The sequence below is a fragment of the Bacillus sp. C1 genome, from assembly GCF_054570475.1.
Genome location: NZ_JBTMZT010000001.1, coordinates 895,347 through 913,302, shown reverse-complemented (window position 1 = coordinate 913,302; position 17,956 = coordinate 895,347). Strand labels below are relative to the sequence as shown.

The following is a 17,956-nucleotide window of genomic DNA, read 5'->3' as shown; positions in this document are numbered from 1 at the left end:
AAGAAAATGACCAAAATAAATCTTTTCATATTCATTCTTCTATATAAATATCAAGGAAATTAAAGAAGCTGATCCCTGTTGAATACAGAAATCGGCTTCTTGATGTTACATAACTTTTTTTCAAAATGCCCTTTACAAAGGGTACGGATTATTCTATCGCTTCTTTTTCATAAATCAATATTTTATCAAAATAATAACAAAAAAACTCATTATTTCCTTTTAGTTTTTCCTTTTACACACTATACCTACATCACCCGCTTAAACATCTTCTCCAGTTCATACGTCGAATGATGTACCAAAATTGGTCTACCGTGCGGACATGTGTACGGATTTGTTGTTGTGCGTAGTTCTTCGAGTAAAGCAAATATTTGATCGTTCGTTAAATATTGATTTGCTTTAATTGATGCTTTACAGCTCATCATGATCGCTGCTTCTTCACGTAGTTTTTTTATATCTACTTTTTTCAACTTGACTACTTGCTGCATCATTTCATCAATAATTTGTGTTTCCTGTCCTTTCGGAAACCACGTTGGATGCGAACGAACGATAAAGGATTGATGACCGAATTGCTCTAGGAACAATCCCACTTTTTTCAATTCTTCTAACTGTTCTTCGACACGTAAAAATTCAGTGAGAGACAAGTCAATGCGATATGGTACGAGTAATTCTTGTACTTCTTGCGTAACTCGTCCTACTTTTTCACGGAAATATTCATAATTGATCCGCTCTTGTGCTGCATGCTGATCAATCATATATAACCCTTTGTCATTTTGAGCGAAAATATAGGTTCCATGCATTTGTCCAATTGGATAAAGCGGTGGTAAATCATTTCCGTTCATTTCGATTTCTTGTATTTCGTCCGATTCTTCTAATTCAAAGTCTTCCTCATCAAAGTTCCAAGCTTTTTCCCCTTGGATAGGCTCCTTAGCAATTGGCTTAACAGGTTGCCAATTATTTTCTTCTCTAACTAAAGATTCCGGTGGTTGCCACTCCTCTTTTGGCGGCTGCCAAAGTACGTTTTGTTTTTGTGATTTCTCTTGATCTTCTTCCTGCTTCTCATCCATTCCAGTCGGTAAAATAATCTTTGGCATAGGCGGCTCTTTCGGCTTTGTATGCTCGAACTGAAACTGTTCTTGTACACTTTCATCTTTTTCTTTCTTCTTTGTTGTAGCGCCGGCATCTGGAATGAGCTGAATTTTTTTAAAAGCATCTTGCAACGTTTGTTCAATTAATTGCAGCAGCTCTTGTTCTTTACTAAAACGCACTTCTAATTTCGCTGGATGAACGTTCACATCAACTAACATCGGGTCCATCTCGATTGATAAGAATCCGATTGGATAACGTCCAACTGGAAGCAATGTATGATACCCTTGCTGAATAGCTTTCATTAATACGTAGTTTCGAACGTAACGGCCATTTACAATCGTTGACATGTAGTTACGAGATGCTCTCGTTACTTCAGGTAATGTTACATAACCACGAATGGTAAAATCTAATGATTCTGCTTCAATTGGAATAAGTTTTTTAGCAACTTGGATGCTATAAATAGCTGCAAGCACTTGTCTTACATCACCATTCCCGGAAGTGTGTAGTAACTTTTTCTCATTATGAAATAACTTCAAAGATACTTCCGGATGCGACATTGCAATTCGGTATACAATATCTGTAATATTCCCGAGCTCCGTATGAATGGTTTTCATATATTTAAGGCGTGCTGGCGTGTTAAAAAACAAGTTTTGAACAGTAATGTCTGTTCCTTTACGACTCGCTGTTTTCTCCTGTTTGATAATGTCCCCGCCTTTAATAATAAGGTGTGTCCCTGGCGCATCCCCTGTACTTGTAATCAGCTCTAATTCACTAACAGATGCGATACTTGGCAATGCCTCACCACGAAAACCTAAAGTCCGAATACGAAACAGGTCATTTTCATCTTTAATTTTGCTTGTTGCATGTCGTTCAAACGCGACGATGCAATCCTCTTCAGCAATCCCGTCTCCATTATCAATGATACGAATTTTCGATAATCCAGCTTCTTCTAAGTGGATTTCAATAGATGTACTATTCGCATCGATGGAATTTTCGACAAGTTCTTTTACAACTGAAGCAGGGCGTTCAACTACTTCCCCTGCCGCAATTAAATTGGAGAGTTGATCATCGAGTTTGCGAATTTTCCCCATCTACTTACTCATCCTTTCTTTAACTTTTTCTGTAAACGATACAATTCATTTAACGCTTCTAAAGGCGTCATATCAAGCAAATCAATTTTTTTAATTTGTGTTAAGACAGCTGTTTCTTTTTGATCAAACGTAGGCTTGTCTTCTTTTTTCACAGACTGCTCTGCCGCAAAGAAAGATAGCTGTGATTCCGCTGATTCTTCCTTCTCATCTGGCAATACTTCTTGCTCTTCTTTCACAACTACAGGCTCTTGAATGACTTCTTCTACTTGCACTTCTTTTCGTTTTGGAATGATAATTTCTTCTTGCCCTTCGAGTTGCGCTAATACTTCTTTCGCACGAGCAATTAAACTATCTGGAAGCTCTGCAAGCTGGGCAACGTGAATACCATAACTTTTATCTGCTGCACCATCTTGAATTTTATGCAAGAAAACAACCTTTCCGTTTTCTTCAATAGCTGAAACATGTACATTTTTCAGCTGCGCTAAACTTTCTTCTAATACTGTTAATTCATGATAATGTGTTGAAAATAATGTTTTCGCTCCAATTTGGTCATGAATATGTTCAATAATTGCTTGCGCAAGCGCCATACCATCATACGTAGATGTACCGCGTCCAATTTCATCAAATAAAATTAGACTTCTTTCTGATGCATTTGCGATTGCATTTTTTGCTTCTAACATTTCGACCATAAATGTACTTTGACCTGAAATTAAATCATCGGCTGCACCAATTCTCGTAAAGATCTGATCAAAAACAGGTAACACCGCTTCCGTTGCTGGTACAAAACAACCAATTTGCGACATTACAGTGACAAGCGCTAATTGACGCATATACGTACTTTTACCAGACATATTTGGCCCTGTAATTAAAAAGACATCCATATTTTCTGGCATGACACAATCATTTGGCACGTACAATTTGCCGTTCAATACTTTTTCTACAACAGGATGACGACCATCTTTTATAAAAATTTCGCGTTTATCTGTTAAAACTGGTTTTACAAATTGTTCTTCTTCACTTACTGTTGCAAAACTTTGCAGTACATCTAATTCACTAATCACTTTCGCTAAGTGCTGCAGCTTTGGAATAAATACTTTTACTTCTTCACGAAGTGCAGTAAACAAATCATATTCTAGCTGTACAATTTTTTCTTCCGCTTCTAAAATTAATGTTTCTTTTTCTTTTAATTCATCTGTAATGAAGCGCTCGGCATTGGCAAGCGTCTGTTTGCGCTCATAACGTCCTTCCGGAAGCGAAGCAAGGTTTGCCTTTGTCACTTCAATATAGTAACCAAAAATACGGTTATAACCGATTTTTAATGATTTAATCCCTGTAATATCACGTTCACGTTTTTCAAGTTCCGAAATCCACGTTTTCCCATTTTTACTAACATAGCGATATTGGTCTAGTTTGTCATTATAACCATCTTTTATAATATCTCCATCTTTTATAGAGAGCGGTGGATTCTCTTGAATACTTCTTCCTAGTAACTCTGTTAAACTTTCACATGGGTCTGCCCCGTGAATTAATCTTGCCGCATACGAATTATCTAGCAAACTAATTGCCTCTAAAATAGCTGGCACTTGTAGAAGTGAACGCCTTAATTGTAATAAATCGCGTGCATTTACATTACCATATGCGACTTTTCCTGCTAACCGTTCTAAATCATACACTTCTTTTAGTTTTTCTTTTAAATCTTCACGTAAGAAATAGTCATTCACAAATGTTTCAACCATTTCTAAACGTTCTTCAATAGCGCCTTTTTGTATAAGCGGGCGTTCCATCCACTGTTTTAACATGCGACCGCCCATAGCTGTTTTCGTTTTGTCTAATAACCATAATAAAGAACCTGTTTTTTCTTTTGTTCGAAGGGTTTCTGTTAACTCTAAATTACGTTTTGAATGCACATCAATTTTCATAAATTGATTTGTATAATAAATATCTACTGGTTGCAGATGATCTAATGAACGTTTTTGTGTTCGTAGGACGTAATTTAATAAGCGTCCTATTGCTGTAATTAATTTCGTTTGAGTTACATTTTTTACAAGATGCTCTAACCCTTCTGGAACTTTCGTCTCATCTTCATAAGAGATTGTCATCTTTAGTGTTTCTGTCAACTTGTTCAGTTCATCTTTTGAAAATGTAGAGTCTACAACAATTTCTTTTGAACCAGTTGCGTATACTTCTAACAACACATCTTCTACAGAACCTGTTAACAATGTTACCGTATTTTGTCCTGTTGTTAAATCATTACAAGCTAATGCATACGAACCATCTTCAAAATGAGTTAATGCTGCTAAGAAATTGTTTTCTTTCTCATCAATTGTCCGCCCTTCCATCATCGTTCCTGGCGTAATCAACTGAACAACTTCCCGACGCACAACACCTTTTGCTGTTTTTGGATCTTCTACTTGCTCACAAACTGCTACTTTATATCCTTTTTCAACGAGCTGTTCAATATAGTTTTTCGCTGCATGATATGGGACACCGCACATCGGTATGCGATCACTACTGCCACCATCTCGGCTCGTTAGTGTAATTTCAAGTTCATGCGCTGCCTTAACTGCGTCTTCAAAAAACATCTCATAAAAATCACCTAAACGGAAAAATAAAAAGGCATCTTGATAGTCTGCCTTGACCTTTAAATATTGTTGTATCATCGGGGTATACTGAGCCATGTGTTTCCTCCATACTTCATAAAAATGTGCTATATTTATATGCCGCACTTCACGGACATTCTTATCTCCTCTTTTTAGGAGTCTCCTTTCATTATAGCACATTTTTATCCAGAAATATGTTCATTCACATTATACAAAAAGCTAGGAAGAATTTCTCCCTAGCTCTCTATTACTCCTCTTCTGCATCTACAATAAAGTTTGGATCTAACTCTTCAAATTCATCATCATCTACTTCAAAATTATCTTCACCTTCTGGGCATCCATCTGGATTTACATTTACACAAATTTTCGTTTCCCCTACAACTTCTGTTACAAATTCACGCTCTACAGTTACTACAATTTTGTTACCATTTGGTGAAACAATCGCTTCTAAACAATTTGGATGTTGAATAACACGAGCGATAATTTCTAAATCTTCACCTGAAAAATTTTTGTCACGATATCCAACATCGATTTCGTCCGTGTAACTAACGCGTTCTGTTACAACTTCTGTTTTTGTGTTTTCATCAAATGAGTACCACGTATTTACATCGTAGTATCCTTCAATTCCTACAGACTTTCCATTCTTTTTCGCTTCGTATGTGTGATTGATTACCCAGCAACCGAGAATACTTGTCGGCTCATGATTTGATTCACATGTATGCGTTGACTTTGTATACTTACGTCCTTTGCCCACTACTGCCTTTGTAATAATCTCTCTAAATTCGGACATTCGGAACCCTCCTCAATCAATATTCATTTAATCATATGCGTGACAATAGCGGAATGTGTCATTCTTTTTTTGACAAAAGATTATAAGGCAGCAGAAAAACAAAAAAGAGATGTCTATCAGACATCTCTTTTAACAACCACAGTCCCCTTTTTTACTCTCTACTTCAGCACCTGTTTCACCTTTTAACACATTGCCACCAGTTGAAATTAAAATTTCATCCGTTACATTATTAGAAATAGTACTTGCTACAAGTTGCAGTAAATCATTTACATATGTTTGTGAAGATTTAAATTCTTGTACAACTGGAATAGCATCAAGTTTATCTTGCAGAGCATCTATTTCCGCTTCTACTTTTTTCAATGCTTCCCATTTCCCATAATGCTGCAAGTTTACTGCTTGTTTTTGCAATACTTTAATTTCATCAATTGTACGCTTTACATTTTCATTCTTATGAATTTGCGCTTCTGCACGTTTAAAGAAATCTACTTCTTCTGTTTCAGAAATCATTTTCGCTAATTCTTTCGCTTGCTCGACAATTTCATCTTTTGTATAAACTTTCATCTATTTCACCTCGATCGGCTCCTCAACCAATTCCCCGTTTAGAGACCAAGTTTTTGCTTCTGTTATTTTTACTTTTACAAGCTGACCAATTGCAGATTTTGGAGCAACGAAATTTACAAGTTTATTTACACGCGTATAACCTGCAAGTACGTCAGGATTATTCTTACTTTCTCCATCAACTAACACTTCAACAATTTGCCCTTTATATCGTTTATTCTTTTCCACAGAATATTCATTAACTAATGCATTTAAACGTTGTAAACGCTCTTTTTTCACTTCCATTGGTACATTATCCTTCATTTTTGCAGCAGGTGTACCTTCACGTGGGGAATAAATAAATGTAAATGCACTATCAAATCCTACTTCGCGATATAATGACATCGTCTCTTCAAACTGCTCGTCCGTTTCATTTGGAAAACCAACAATAATATCAGTTGTTAATACTGCATTCGGAATCGCTTCTTTAATTTTACGTACTAGTTCTAAATAATGTTCACGTGAATATTTACGTGCCATAATCTTTAGCATATCTGTACTTCCAGATTGCACTGGTAAGTGGATATGCTCAACTAAATTACCACCTTTTCCGAGCACTTCAATTAAGTGATCGTCAAAATCACGTGGATGGCTTGTCGTAAAACGAATACGTGCTATATCAATCTTACGAAGTTCATCCATCAAATCACCAAGACCATATTTCACATCTTCAAAGTCTTTACCATATGCGTTTACATTTTGACCAAGAAGCGTAATTTCTTTATATCCATTTGCAGCTAAATGACGAATTTCATTAATAATATCTTCTGGACGACGACTACGCTCTTTCCCGCGTGTATACGGTACAATGCAATATGTACAGAACTTATCACATCCATACATAATATTTACCCACGCTTTAATATCACCACGACGTACTTTCGGAAGATTTTCAATTACATCGCCTTCTTTTGACCATACTTCAACAACTGTCGCTTTTGAAAACATAGCCTCTTTTAAAATGTACGGTAAGCGATGAATATTATGTGTACCGAATACCATGTCCACATGCTGATTCTTTTGCATAATTTTATTTACTACAGATTCTTCTTGAGACATACAACCACACACACCAATTAAAAGATCAGGATTTCTTTGTTTTAATGGTTTTAAATGACCAAGTTCCCCAAACACTTTATTTTCAGCGTTTTCACGAATGGCACAAGTATTTAATAGAATCACATCTGCATCTTCTGTCGAAAATGTTGGTTCATATCCAAGCGCTGTAAAAATACCAGCCATTACTTCTGTATCATGCTCATTCATCTGACATCCATAAGTACGGATATAAAACTTTCTCCCTGTCCCAAAGTTACGAAACTCTTCTGGCAAACCAAAATCACGCTCGATTTTCACTTCTTCTTTCCCGCGTTTTTTTGCATCCTTTAAGGAAGGTGGCTGATATACATTTTCAAAGTATTTACTGTAATCTTTTTCTCCTTTTTTCATAGAAGAATTGGCTTGCTGACTTGCTAATCGTTGCTCTTCGTTCATGGGTAATCTCCTTTCAACCTTCACCATACTCACTCTGTAGTCTATTTTGATGACAATCAGACCCATTTTTAAGATTCGGATAGTTTGAGAGATAGCTTGCCCCTTTGAAAACCAAGTAACCGATCTAACCATCCGTAAGAATGGAGTCTTCCCGACACCAATAGACATCCCTTGTTGTTTTCATCTTGTCCTTTAAAAATGTATTACTTTATTCCTATATACACTATCATAGTATAAGATGTTTAGCCAATTTTCACAACAAAGAGACCGTATCATACCCATGTACTACATGCATACAGACCAATCGTCTTCTGACCAGACGATACACGACTATTTTATCATTCTAAATTTTCTGAGTAAATAAAACACACTGAGGTTAACACATTTTAATCACTCACTATGTAAAAAAAAGCTGCCAATTAGCAGCTTTTTTTACGATTACATAAACTCAGCAACGAGTTCATCAAACATTTTTTGATCCATTTGTAAATCAGCTTGAACTAATGGTTTTTCACTATACCCTTTTACTAACTCTTGATAAGAAGGCTGCTCTGTATTTTGATAAATTAAGCCCGTTACTAAACCTTTGTTTTCCATTAATGTTTGCATAGCAACCATCCGATTAGATGGATCGTATCCTTCGACTGTACTTAGTTTTGTTAAATTCTCTTTAAACCAGTCATACGTATTTACTTTATTATACGTTACGCATGGACTGAATACGTTAATTAAAGAGAAGCCTTTATGCTGAATACCAGCTTCAATAAGCTGCGTTAATTCTTTTAAATCACTAGAGAAGCTTTGTGCCACAAAAGTTGCACCAGCTGTTAACGCCATCTCCATTACAGATAACGCCGGTTCAATTGAACCTTGTGGTGTACTTTTTGTTTTAAATCCTGCTTCACTACGTGGTGAAGTTTGCCCTTTTGTTAAACCATAAATTTGGTTATCCATAACGATGTACGTAATGTCAATGTTACGACGAATTGAATGAATTGTATGTCCCATACCAATTGCAAAGCCATCTCCATCACCGCCAGATGCGATAACTGTTAAATCACGGTTTGCCATTTTCACACCTTGAGCGATCGGAAGTGCACGTCCATGAATACTATGAACGCCATATGAATTAATATAACCTGAAATACGACCTGAACAGCCAATCCCAGAAATAACAGCTAATTCATCAGGGTTTAAACCAACGTTAGCTGCTGCACGTTGGATCGCAGCTTGCACCGAGAAGTCTCCGCAACCTGGACACCAGTTTGGTTTTACACTGTTACGAAAGTCCTTAAATGTTGCCATTTAATACAACCCCTTTTTTGCATTCGTTGTAAATTTCTTTTGGTAGGAATGGATTCCCGTCATATTTTAACAGACTAGAAATCTTCTCACCATTACCAAGATTCATTTTTATAATGTTAGCAAGCTGACCAGTTGCATTGTTTTCTACTACAACAACGCGTTTTGCGTCCTTCACAAGTGGAAGAATTTCATCAGTTGGGAACGGATGAATTAAACGAACATGAGCATGATTTACTTTTAATCCTTCTTGCTCTAAACGCTCCATTGCTTCTTCAATTGCACCACGAGTAGAATTAAAGCCAACTAACAATACATCAGCATCATCATATTTAGCATTTTTGTAAACAGGGGTATTAAACTTTAAATTCTCCATTTTACGGAAACGTTTGTCCATTTGTGCTTTACGATTCAGTGCTGATTCAGATGGTTTACCCGTTTCATCATGTTCTACACCTGTCACATGGTGAACACCATTTTTCATACCAGGTAAAACGCGTGGTGAAATACCATCTTCCGTCACTTCATAACGTTTAAAGTAAGCTTTATTTTCGCGCTCTGGTAACTCTACTTGTAAATCAAGCTTACCTCGGCGAATTTCTACTCTATCTAACTTCAGTGGTTCTACTGTTTGCTTTCCTAAAGAAAGCTGTAAATCTGTTAAGAAAATAACAGGAACTTGATATTCTTCTGCTAAGTTAAACGCTTCTACGATATCATAGAATGCTTCTTCAACAGTACTTGGCGCCATTACGATTTTCGGGATTTCACCGTGTGTCCCGTAAATCATTGCCATTAAATCAGATTGCTCCTGCTTTGTTGGTAAACCAGTACTTGGACCCCCACGCTGCGTATCAACGATTACAAGAGGTGTTTCTGTAATACCAGCTAATCCGATTGCCTCCATCATTAAAGATAGACCTGGACCCGCAGATGCCGTTAGAGTACGTACACCAGCATAGTTTGCACCAATTGCCATTGTACAAGCAGCAATCTCATCCTCTGTTTGAATAACGGTTCCGCCTACTTTTGGTAATTTTTTAATTAAGTATTCCATGATTTCAGAGGCAGGTGTAATTGGATACGCCGACATAAAGCGTGCACCACCAGCTACTGCACCAAATGCAATTGCATCGTTACCGATCATAAACATACGTTTTTGACCATCAGCCTTTTCAAGCTGCATCATATTTACTTTTTCACCAAGTAATTCTTTCATATATTGAGAGCCACGTTTAATCGCTTCCATATTCTTTTGAACGACTTGCTCTCCCTTACGACCGAAAATTTCTTCAACAACTTCTAAATATACTGTTTCATCTAATCCCAATACTGCACTAGATGCTCCAACAGCAACCATATTTTTCATTAATGATGTCCCTAATTCAGAGGCAATATCCGTAAACGGTATTGCATATAAATTCACATCTGCATTTTCCGGTATAGTTGGATTAAATTTTGCATCTGCAACAACAATCCCACCTGGGCGTAATTCGTGAAAATTAAAGTCTATTGTTTCTTGATCAAATGCAATTAAAATATCTAAATCATCAGATATCGCGCGCACTTCAGTTGTACTTACGCGAATTTTATTGTTTGTATGACCGCCCTTAATTCGTGATGAAAAGTGGCGGTAACCGTATAGGTAATATCCTAAACGGTTTAATGCAATACAGAAGATTTCCCCTGTACTTTCAATTCCTTCACCTTGTTGTCCTCCAACTTTCCATGAAAGTTGACTAATCATTCCCTACACCCCTTTTGGCTGCATTCATTGTAGTGTATTTTTTTACAGTAATAGTTTAGCACTTTTTATACAAAGAAACTACAATGGATGCAAATTATACCTCTTCAGACTTCCATGAATCTTTTGCATAATCTTAATTTGTTTACAATTCTAGCCTTCCAGTGAAAAAAATGCAATAATTCGGCTTTGTTTTTATTCTATTTTTAATTTTTTTCGAACTCTTTATATTTAAATTTAAAAGACATTATAAAATAAGCAACTAAAAAGAAATATGGCGAATGAAATTACCATATAAAAAGCTTTGAACATTCGTTTCACTGTATCGCTTACTCAGTTCATTGATTACATATTCATAACACCGATACGCTTCTACCCCAACCACCATTTCTGTGATACCATCAAAATCCGAACCAAACCCTATATTACGTTCTCCTCCAAGCGAGCAAATACGCTCCACATGCCGTAATATATCATCCATATAAGCAGGCCTATGATTGGTTAAAAATTCTGGAACGAACGTTACCCCCATTACACCATCTTTTTTAATAAGGGCTTGTACTTGCTCATCTTTTAGGTTCCGAGGGTGCTGACAAAGCTCATGACAATTTGAATGTGATGCAATTGGATATTGAGCAATCTCCATCACATCCCAAAAACCTTTTTCATTCAAGTGAGACACATCGGTCCATAAACAAAGTGAATTCAACTCTTCTACAACCTTCTTACCAAACGTAGTAAGCCCCGCTCCCCTTGTTTCCAACGCTCCATCAGCTAATAAATTCGCATAATTCCACGTAAGTCCGACAGATCGAACTCCTAAACGGTAGAGTGTGCGCAGTTTCATCATATCTTTGCCAATTGCTTCGCCACCTTCTAATGTTAAAATGGCACCAATTTCATTTGAACCTAGTTGCTCTATATCTTTTTTTGTCTGAATCAATTTCATATTTGGTAGCGATAACACCTGCTTATAAAATATATCTACCATAGCTAAAGCTACTTCAAAACGTTGTTCATATGATATGAATTCAGGTACATATATCGCAAAACATTGAACGCTTCCTTTTCTTCTTTCCAATTGTTCAAATGTAATATGTAAAGACGAATCATCTTGAAAATCCTTCTTCCCTTTTGCACTCCAGAGTTGCCATAATACATCACAATGCGCGTCAAAAATTTTCATTTTTATTCCCCCTTCCCCATAAAAACAACCTGTTTGCTTTTAGGCAAACAGGTTGTTTAAACTTAACGAGGTTCTACAATTAATTTTATTGCTGTACGTTCTTCACCATCAATCATAATGTCTGTAAAAGCTGGGATACAAATCAAATCCAAACCACTAGGCGCTACAAATCCTCTTGCAATGGCTACTGCCTTCACGGCTTGATTTAATGCACCTGCGCCAATAGCTTGGATTTCTGCTGTTCCGCGTTCGCGAATAACTCCAGCAAGTGCACCGGCTACAGAGTTAGGGACCGAAGTTGCTTTAACTTTTAATATTTCCATTCCTCGTTTCCTCCTCGTTTCTTTAAAAAGTATTAGCGATTATTTCACTTTAACTTATATTCACGAGGAGAGACATGTATTCCTGCTAAATTTCTGTAATTTTTCTAAAAAATTAAAATATAATGTTTTTTCTAATTTTTAAACAGTATTATTCAAAAAATGGCTGATCATCATTGATTAAAATACGTTCAATTTTTTTCGCTTTTCCTGTATTAGGATCCACATCAATTAATACTGCACTTAATTGCGTTCTTCCATTTGTTACTTCAAAACGTACGGGTAAATTCGTTAAAAACTTTTTCAGTACAGCTTCACGATCCATACCTAAAATCCCATCATATGGACCAGTCATTCCAACATCTGTAATGTAAGCTGTCCCGCTCGGTAAAATACGATTATCCGCTGTTGGAACATGCGTATGTGTCCCCACTACTGCCGTAGCACGTCCATCTACATACCAACCAAGCGCTTGTTTTTCACTTGTTGTCTCAGCATGAAAATCAATAAAAATAATATTTGTACGCTTTTTAGCAATATTAATTAATTCATCCACTTTTCGGAACGGACAATCAATCGGCGGAAGAAACGTGCGTCCTTGTAAGTTAATCACCGCTACTTCTGTACCGTTGCAATTTACAAAAATAAGTCCTTTTCCTGGTGTTCCCTCTGGGAAATTGGCTGGTCTTGCGAGATATTTTGCATCATCAATAAATTCGAATACTTCACGGTTATCCCAAGCATGATTCCCAAGTGTAACTGCTTGCGCACCACACTCTAAAAAGTTACGATAAATTTTCTCTGTAATACCACGACCACCCGCAGCATTTTCTCCATTAATAATTGTAACAGTCGGCGTATATTTTTTCTTTAACGCCGGCACGTATTGTTGAATCATACTTCTTCCAGGAGATCCTACTACATCTCCAACAAATAAAATCCTCATATGTCTTACCCTTTCTATGTACCATTTATTTTATTACTACTTTACAAGCTATTCGTTTGCAAGAAGAACACAACGTGAATTGAAACACTTCCTCCATTCCAGTCAGTTAAAACTGAAATCGAATAAAGTGCAACTTTAATTAGTAGGAACTTTTTCATTCTCCACTAATTATTAGTCCTAATCAATTGACCTTATCCGTAATGTATCTCTCCCCTATATTCGTCGTTTCTACAACATTTTAAGGCGAAAATATTCCCCCTACAAATAGCAAGATAACAGTAGTTTACAAACGTTTTATTTTATATTACCCAATCCCAACACAAAAAAATAAAGTGGTGTTTCACCACTTTATTTTGCGTATTCCACCGCACGTGTTTCACGAATAACGGTTACTTTAATATGTCCTGGATAATCCAGTTCATTTTCAATACGTTTTCGAATATCTCGTGCTAAACGATGAGCTTCTAAATCATCAATTGTATCCGGTTTTACCAAGATGCGAACTTCACGTCCTGCTTGAATTGCAAAAGATTTTTCTACTCCTTCATAGGATTCTGAAATCTCTTCTAGCTTTTCAAGACGACGAATATAGTTTTCAAGCGTTTCACTACGAGCTCCTGGTCTTGCAGCTGATAGCGCATCCGCTGCTGCGACTAGAACAGCAATGATAGAAGTTGGTTCCGTATCTCCATGGTGAGATGCGATACTATTTATAACAACCGGATGCTCTTTATACTTCGTTGCGAGTTCAACACCGATTTCAACGTGGCTACCTTCTACTTCATGATCAATCGCTTTTCCGATATCATGTAATAAACCAGCACGTCTTGCTAGTTTTTCATCCTCGCCAAGCTCCGCTGCCATAAGTCCTGTTAAGTATGCTACTTCCATAGAATGTTTTAAGACGTTTTGTCCATAGCTTGTACGGTATTTTAAACGACCTAAAATCTTAATTAAATCTGGGTGTAATCCGTGAACACCCACTTCAAACGTTGTTTGCTCTCCGACTTCGCGAATATACTCATCCACTTCACGTCTTGATTTTTCGACCATCTCTTCAATACGCGCTGGGTGAATTCGTCCATCCTGTACAAGTTTATCAAGAGCGATACGAGCTGTTTCACGACGAATTGGATCAAATCCTGATAGGATTACCGCTTCCGGTGTATCATCAATAATAAGGTCAATACCTGTTAACGTTTCTAACGTACGAATATTACGACCTTCACGTCCGATAATACGTCCTTTCATTTCGTCATTTGGAAGATTTACAACCGAAACGGTTGTTTCAGCAACATGATCAGCTGCACATCTTTGCATTGCAAGAGATAAAATCTCTTTTGCTTTCTTATCCGCTTCTTCTTTCGCACGAACTTCACTTTCTTTTACCATAATGGCAATTTCATGAGAAATTTCACTTTCTACTTTTCCTAAGATAATTGCTTTTGCTTGTTCGCGTGTCAGATTGGAAATGCGCTCTAATTCCGTTTGTTGCTTTTGAACTAACTCTCCCACTTTGCTTTCCAACTCTTCAATCTGTTGTTGTCTCGCTACAAGAGATTCCTCTTTCTTTTCTAACATTCGCTCGCGTTTATCGAGCGTTTCGTCTTTACGATCAAGGTTCTCTTCTTTTTGCATTAAACGATTTTCTTGTTTTTGTAATTCACTTCTACGATCACGAATTTCTAATTCGGCTTCTGTACGAAGTGTATGAATTTCATCCTTTGCTTCTAAAAGCGCTTCCTTCTTAAGTGCCTCTGCCTCACGATTCGCTTCGTCTAAAATACGTCTCGCTTCGTTTGCTGCACCATTAATCTTCGCTTCTGCAATAGACTTTCGAACAAAAAAGCCAACAACTGCACCGACTGTTGCAAGCAAAATGGAGATGAGTATCCAAATTAATGTACTACTACTCATGATTTCACCTCCCCTTGCTATGAATGAAAAAAGACTGTCGGCATGTACATTGATTCGCAACGTACAGCAAAGACCGTCGTCCCGCTTTTTTAAGGGACTTTCTTCATTTCACAATTAAAATGTCATATTATTATTTCGGCAAGATTTAAGTCTTACTCCGAATATTACTTCTCTTCTAGAGAAGAGTGTATCGTATATAAGAAAAAATATACATTCTCATTGTATCTATCGCAATTTTCATTGTCAAGCGTTGTCTACTTTTACTTTCTTTACCTTTGTACCTTAATCATCTATGAATAATAAAAACAAATCATATATTATCCTGGAAAACCTTAGTAAATGCCATCTAATCGTCCTAAAACATGTAAATATTTTTCTTTATACACTTTCCTCAAAGTAATGAAAATATTTTGTATTCGTATACATATAACAAAAAAAGACACACGAACGTGTCTTTTTTCATTAATCAATAAGCGTTCCATCTTCCATGTTTTCAGAAGCAGAATCCTCACCAATTCCATGATGTTCACGAATAAAGAAGGCAATTTCATCTCTTACATCCGGATTTTCTTTTAAGAACTGCTTCGAATTTTCACGACCTTGTCCTAAGCGTTCTTCATTGTAAGAGTACCAAGCACCACTCTTTTGAACGATATCAAGTTCAGAAGCCATATCTAAGATTTCACCTTCTCTTGAAATCCCTTCTCCGTACATAATATCAACTTCAGCAACACGGAATGGTGGTGCTACTTTATTTTTAACTACTTTTATTTTTGTTTTATTACCAACAATATCGTTACCCTGCTTTAATTGCTCGGCACGACGTACTTCAAGACGAACTGTTGAATAGAATTTCAACGCACGACCACCTGGAGTTGTTTCTGGGTTCCCGAACATAACCCCAACTTTTTCACGAATTTGGTTAATAAAGATCGCAATTGTTTTTGATTTGTTGATTGCACCTGAAAGCTTACGAAGCGCTTGTGACATTAAACGTGCCTGTAAACCGACATGAGAGTCACCCATATCCCCTTCGATCTCAGCTTTCGGCACAAGAGCTGCTACAGAGTCAATTACGATAATATCAATTGCTCCACTTCGTACTAAAGCTTCTGCAATTTCTAAACCTTGTTCTCCTGTATCAGGTTGTGATAATAGTAACTCATCAATATTAACACCTAACTTTTGTGCATATACAGGATCCATCGCATGCTCAGCATCAATAAATGCTGCTTGTCCACCTTGACGTTGCACCTCTGCAATCGCATGTAAGGAAACTGTTGTTTTACCTGAACTTTCAGGTCCATAAATTTCAATAATACGGCCGCGTGGGTAACCACCTACACCTAAAGCTACATCAAGTGCTAACGAACCACTCGGCACCGTAGAAATTCTACGTTCCGCTTGTTCTCCCAATTTCATAATTGAACCTTTACCGAATTGCTTCTCTATTTGTTTTAACGCCATATCTAATGCCGCTTGACGATCACTCATTCAAAATTCCTCCTTAACTGAATTGCTACTCTTATTATACCTATTTTCATATCAATTTGCCAACAAAAATCGAACGTTTATTCGATTTTTTTATTTTCTATAGAAGAATGTATCATTTTTCATTACAAAAAAGCTAGAAAAGATTTAAATCTCTTCTAGCTTTTTATATAAATGATAAAATCCATATTTCACCGAGCGTTCTCGAATTTGCTGACGGCTTCCGCTTAATATAAGAGAAAAAACAACAGTTGGTTCATTCTTTATTGCTATACCTACAAAAACAGTACCAGGTTCTTTATTTTCCGAAGCATCCGGTCCTGCCACTCCAGTGAAGCTAATTCCAACATCTGCCTTCAATAATGTCTTTACATTTTCAGCAAGATAACGAGCACATTGTTCACTAACAGCACCAAATTTTCGTAGTGTTTCTTCAGGTACTTGCAACATATGTTGCTTCACATCGTTATGATAGCAAATTACGCCGCCCTTAAACACAGAAGATACACCTGCATTTTCTGTTACTTGATTTCCAAATAGACCACCTGTTAAACTTTCCGCACATGCTAAAGTTAAACCTTTTTTCTTCAATAAATCGATTGCTTTATTATGAAGAAAATCTTGGTTATACCCGTAGAAAAATTCCCCTACTCGATCTAAAATCAAATTTTCCACATGTTGAATAAGCACTTCTGCTTGCTTTATATCGTGATGTTTAGCGGTCAAACGGAGCGTTACTTCTCCATCTGAAGCTAGTGGAGCAATTGTTGGATTCGTTTGACCCTCAATTAAATCTTGAACTTTCACTTCTAGTTGGGATTCTCCAATACCGAAAAAACGAAGAACACGGGAATATATATGCTCTTCAGTTGTAAAGTTACGTAAAAACGGCTCTACGTAGCTTGTATACATCGGTTTCATTTCTTTTGGCGGGCCTGGTAATAGAATATAAACCTTTTCTTTCTTAGCTACTCCCATCCCCGGTGCCATACCATGATCATTTGCAAATACAGTCGATCCTTTTAAAACAAGCGCTTGTTTCTTATTATTTTCTGTGAACTCGCGTCCTGTACGTTTGAAATATTCACCAATTGACGTTAGTGCCACTTCATCATAAACAAGTTCTTCTTGCAAGGCTGACGCAATGGTTTCTTTCGTCAAATCATCTTTTGTCGGTCCTAATCCACCAGTAAAAATGAGTATATCTGCACGCTTCTCAGCAATTTGAATCGCTTCTTGTAAACGATGATTATTATCACCGACAACAGTATGATAATACACATTGATTCCGATGGAAGCTAACTTTTCAGATAAAAACTTCGCATTTGTATTTGTAATTTGTCCGAGTAACAATTCCGTTCCAACCGCAATAATTTCGGCATTCATTCCGAT

The 17,956-nt window shown here is 36.9% G+C and carries 13 protein-coding genes; all 13 read right to left on the bottom strand.

Going from position 1 to position 17,956, the window contains the following annotated elements:
* Positions 1-245: 245 nt before the first annotated feature.
* The 13 genes from mutL to ACX5JI_RS04820 all read right to left on the bottom strand — a co-directional run bounded on the left by mutL (position 246) and on the right by ACX5JI_RS04820 (position 17,950).
* Positions 246-2,177 carry a DNA mismatch repair endonuclease MutL gene (mutL, locus tag ACX5JI_RS04880; protein WP_459499942.1) on the bottom strand — a complete coding sequence of 644 codons (1,932 nt, stop codon included), beginning with the start codon at positions 2,175-2,177 and terminating at the stop codon, positions 246-248.
* An 8-nt stretch (positions 2,178-2,185) separates the two neighbouring features.
* Positions 2,186-4,855 (bottom strand): DNA mismatch repair protein MutS, encoded by a 2,670-nt coding sequence (mutS, locus tag ACX5JI_RS04875; protein ID WP_459499941.1) that lies wholly within the window; start codon positions 4,853-4,855, stop codon positions 2,186-2,188.
* 169 nt (positions 4,856-5,024) lie between these two features.
* Positions 5,025-5,567 (bottom strand): outer spore coat protein CotE, encoded by a 543-nt coding sequence (gene cotE, locus ACX5JI_RS04870; RefSeq protein WP_459499940.1) that lies wholly within the window; start codon positions 5,565-5,567, stop codon positions 5,025-5,027.
* 129 nt (positions 5,568-5,696) lie between these two features.
* The gene (locus ACX5JI_RS04865) at positions 5,697-6,128 is read right to left on the bottom strand and encodes a YlbF/YmcA family competence regulator (protein ID WP_459499939.1); all 432 of its coding nucleotides are present in this window, start codon (positions 6,126-6,128) and stop codon (positions 5,697-5,699) included.
* Complete coding sequence (gene miaB, locus ACX5JI_RS04860; RefSeq protein ID WP_459499938.1) at positions 6,129-7,658, bottom strand: tRNA (N6-isopentenyl adenosine(37)-C2)-methylthiotransferase MiaB; 1,530 nt, start codon at positions 7,656-7,658, stop codon at positions 6,129-6,131.
* Positions 7,659-8,096: 438 nt separating this feature from the next.
* Entirely contained in the window at positions 8,097-8,963 is an 867-nt protein-coding gene (locus ACX5JI_RS04855; RefSeq protein ID WP_098490052.1) for a 2-oxoacid:ferredoxin oxidoreductase subunit beta, read from the bottom strand.
* Complete coding sequence (locus ACX5JI_RS04850) at positions 8,950-10,707, bottom strand: 2-oxoacid:acceptor oxidoreductase subunit alpha (protein WP_459499937.1); 1,758 nt, start codon at positions 10,705-10,707, stop codon at positions 8,950-8,952. Before ACX5JI_RS04850 ends, ACX5JI_RS04855 begins: the two co-directional genes overlap by 14 nt.
* Positions 10,708-10,966: 259 nt before the next feature.
* A complete protein-coding gene (locus ACX5JI_RS04845; RefSeq protein ID WP_459499936.1) occupies positions 10,967-11,890 on the bottom strand; it encodes a dipeptidase in 924 nt (307 codons plus the stop codon).
* A 62-nt stretch (positions 11,891-11,952) separates the two neighbouring features.
* A complete protein-coding gene (gene spoVS / locus ACX5JI_RS04840) occupies positions 11,953-12,213 on the bottom strand; it encodes a stage V sporulation protein SpoVS (RefSeq protein WP_000404341.1) in 261 nt (86 codons plus the stop codon).
* Positions 12,214-12,361: 148 nt separating this feature from the next.
* Positions 12,362-13,156, bottom strand: coding sequence for a 2',3'-cyclic-nucleotide 2'-phosphodiesterase (gene ymdB / locus ACX5JI_RS04835; RefSeq protein ID WP_459499935.1), 795 nt, complete (start codon positions 13,154-13,156; stop codon positions 12,362-12,364).
* Positions 13,157-13,504: 348 nt separating this feature from the next.
* Entirely contained in the window at positions 13,505-15,073 is a 1,569-nt protein-coding gene (rny, locus tag ACX5JI_RS04830) for a ribonuclease Y (protein ID WP_459499934.1), read from the bottom strand.
* Positions 15,074-15,535: 462 nt separating this feature from the next.
* On the bottom strand, positions 15,536-16,567 hold the full coding sequence (gene recA, locus ACX5JI_RS04825; protein ID WP_459499933.1) for a recombinase RecA: 1,032 nt from the start codon (positions 16,565-16,567) through the stop codon (positions 15,536-15,538).
* Between the two features lie 144 nt (positions 16,568-16,711).
* Entirely contained in the window at positions 16,712-17,950 is a 1,239-nt protein-coding gene (locus ACX5JI_RS04820) for a competence/damage-inducible protein A (RefSeq protein WP_459499932.1), read from the bottom strand.
* Between the last annotated feature and the right edge of the window lie 6 nt (positions 17,951-17,956).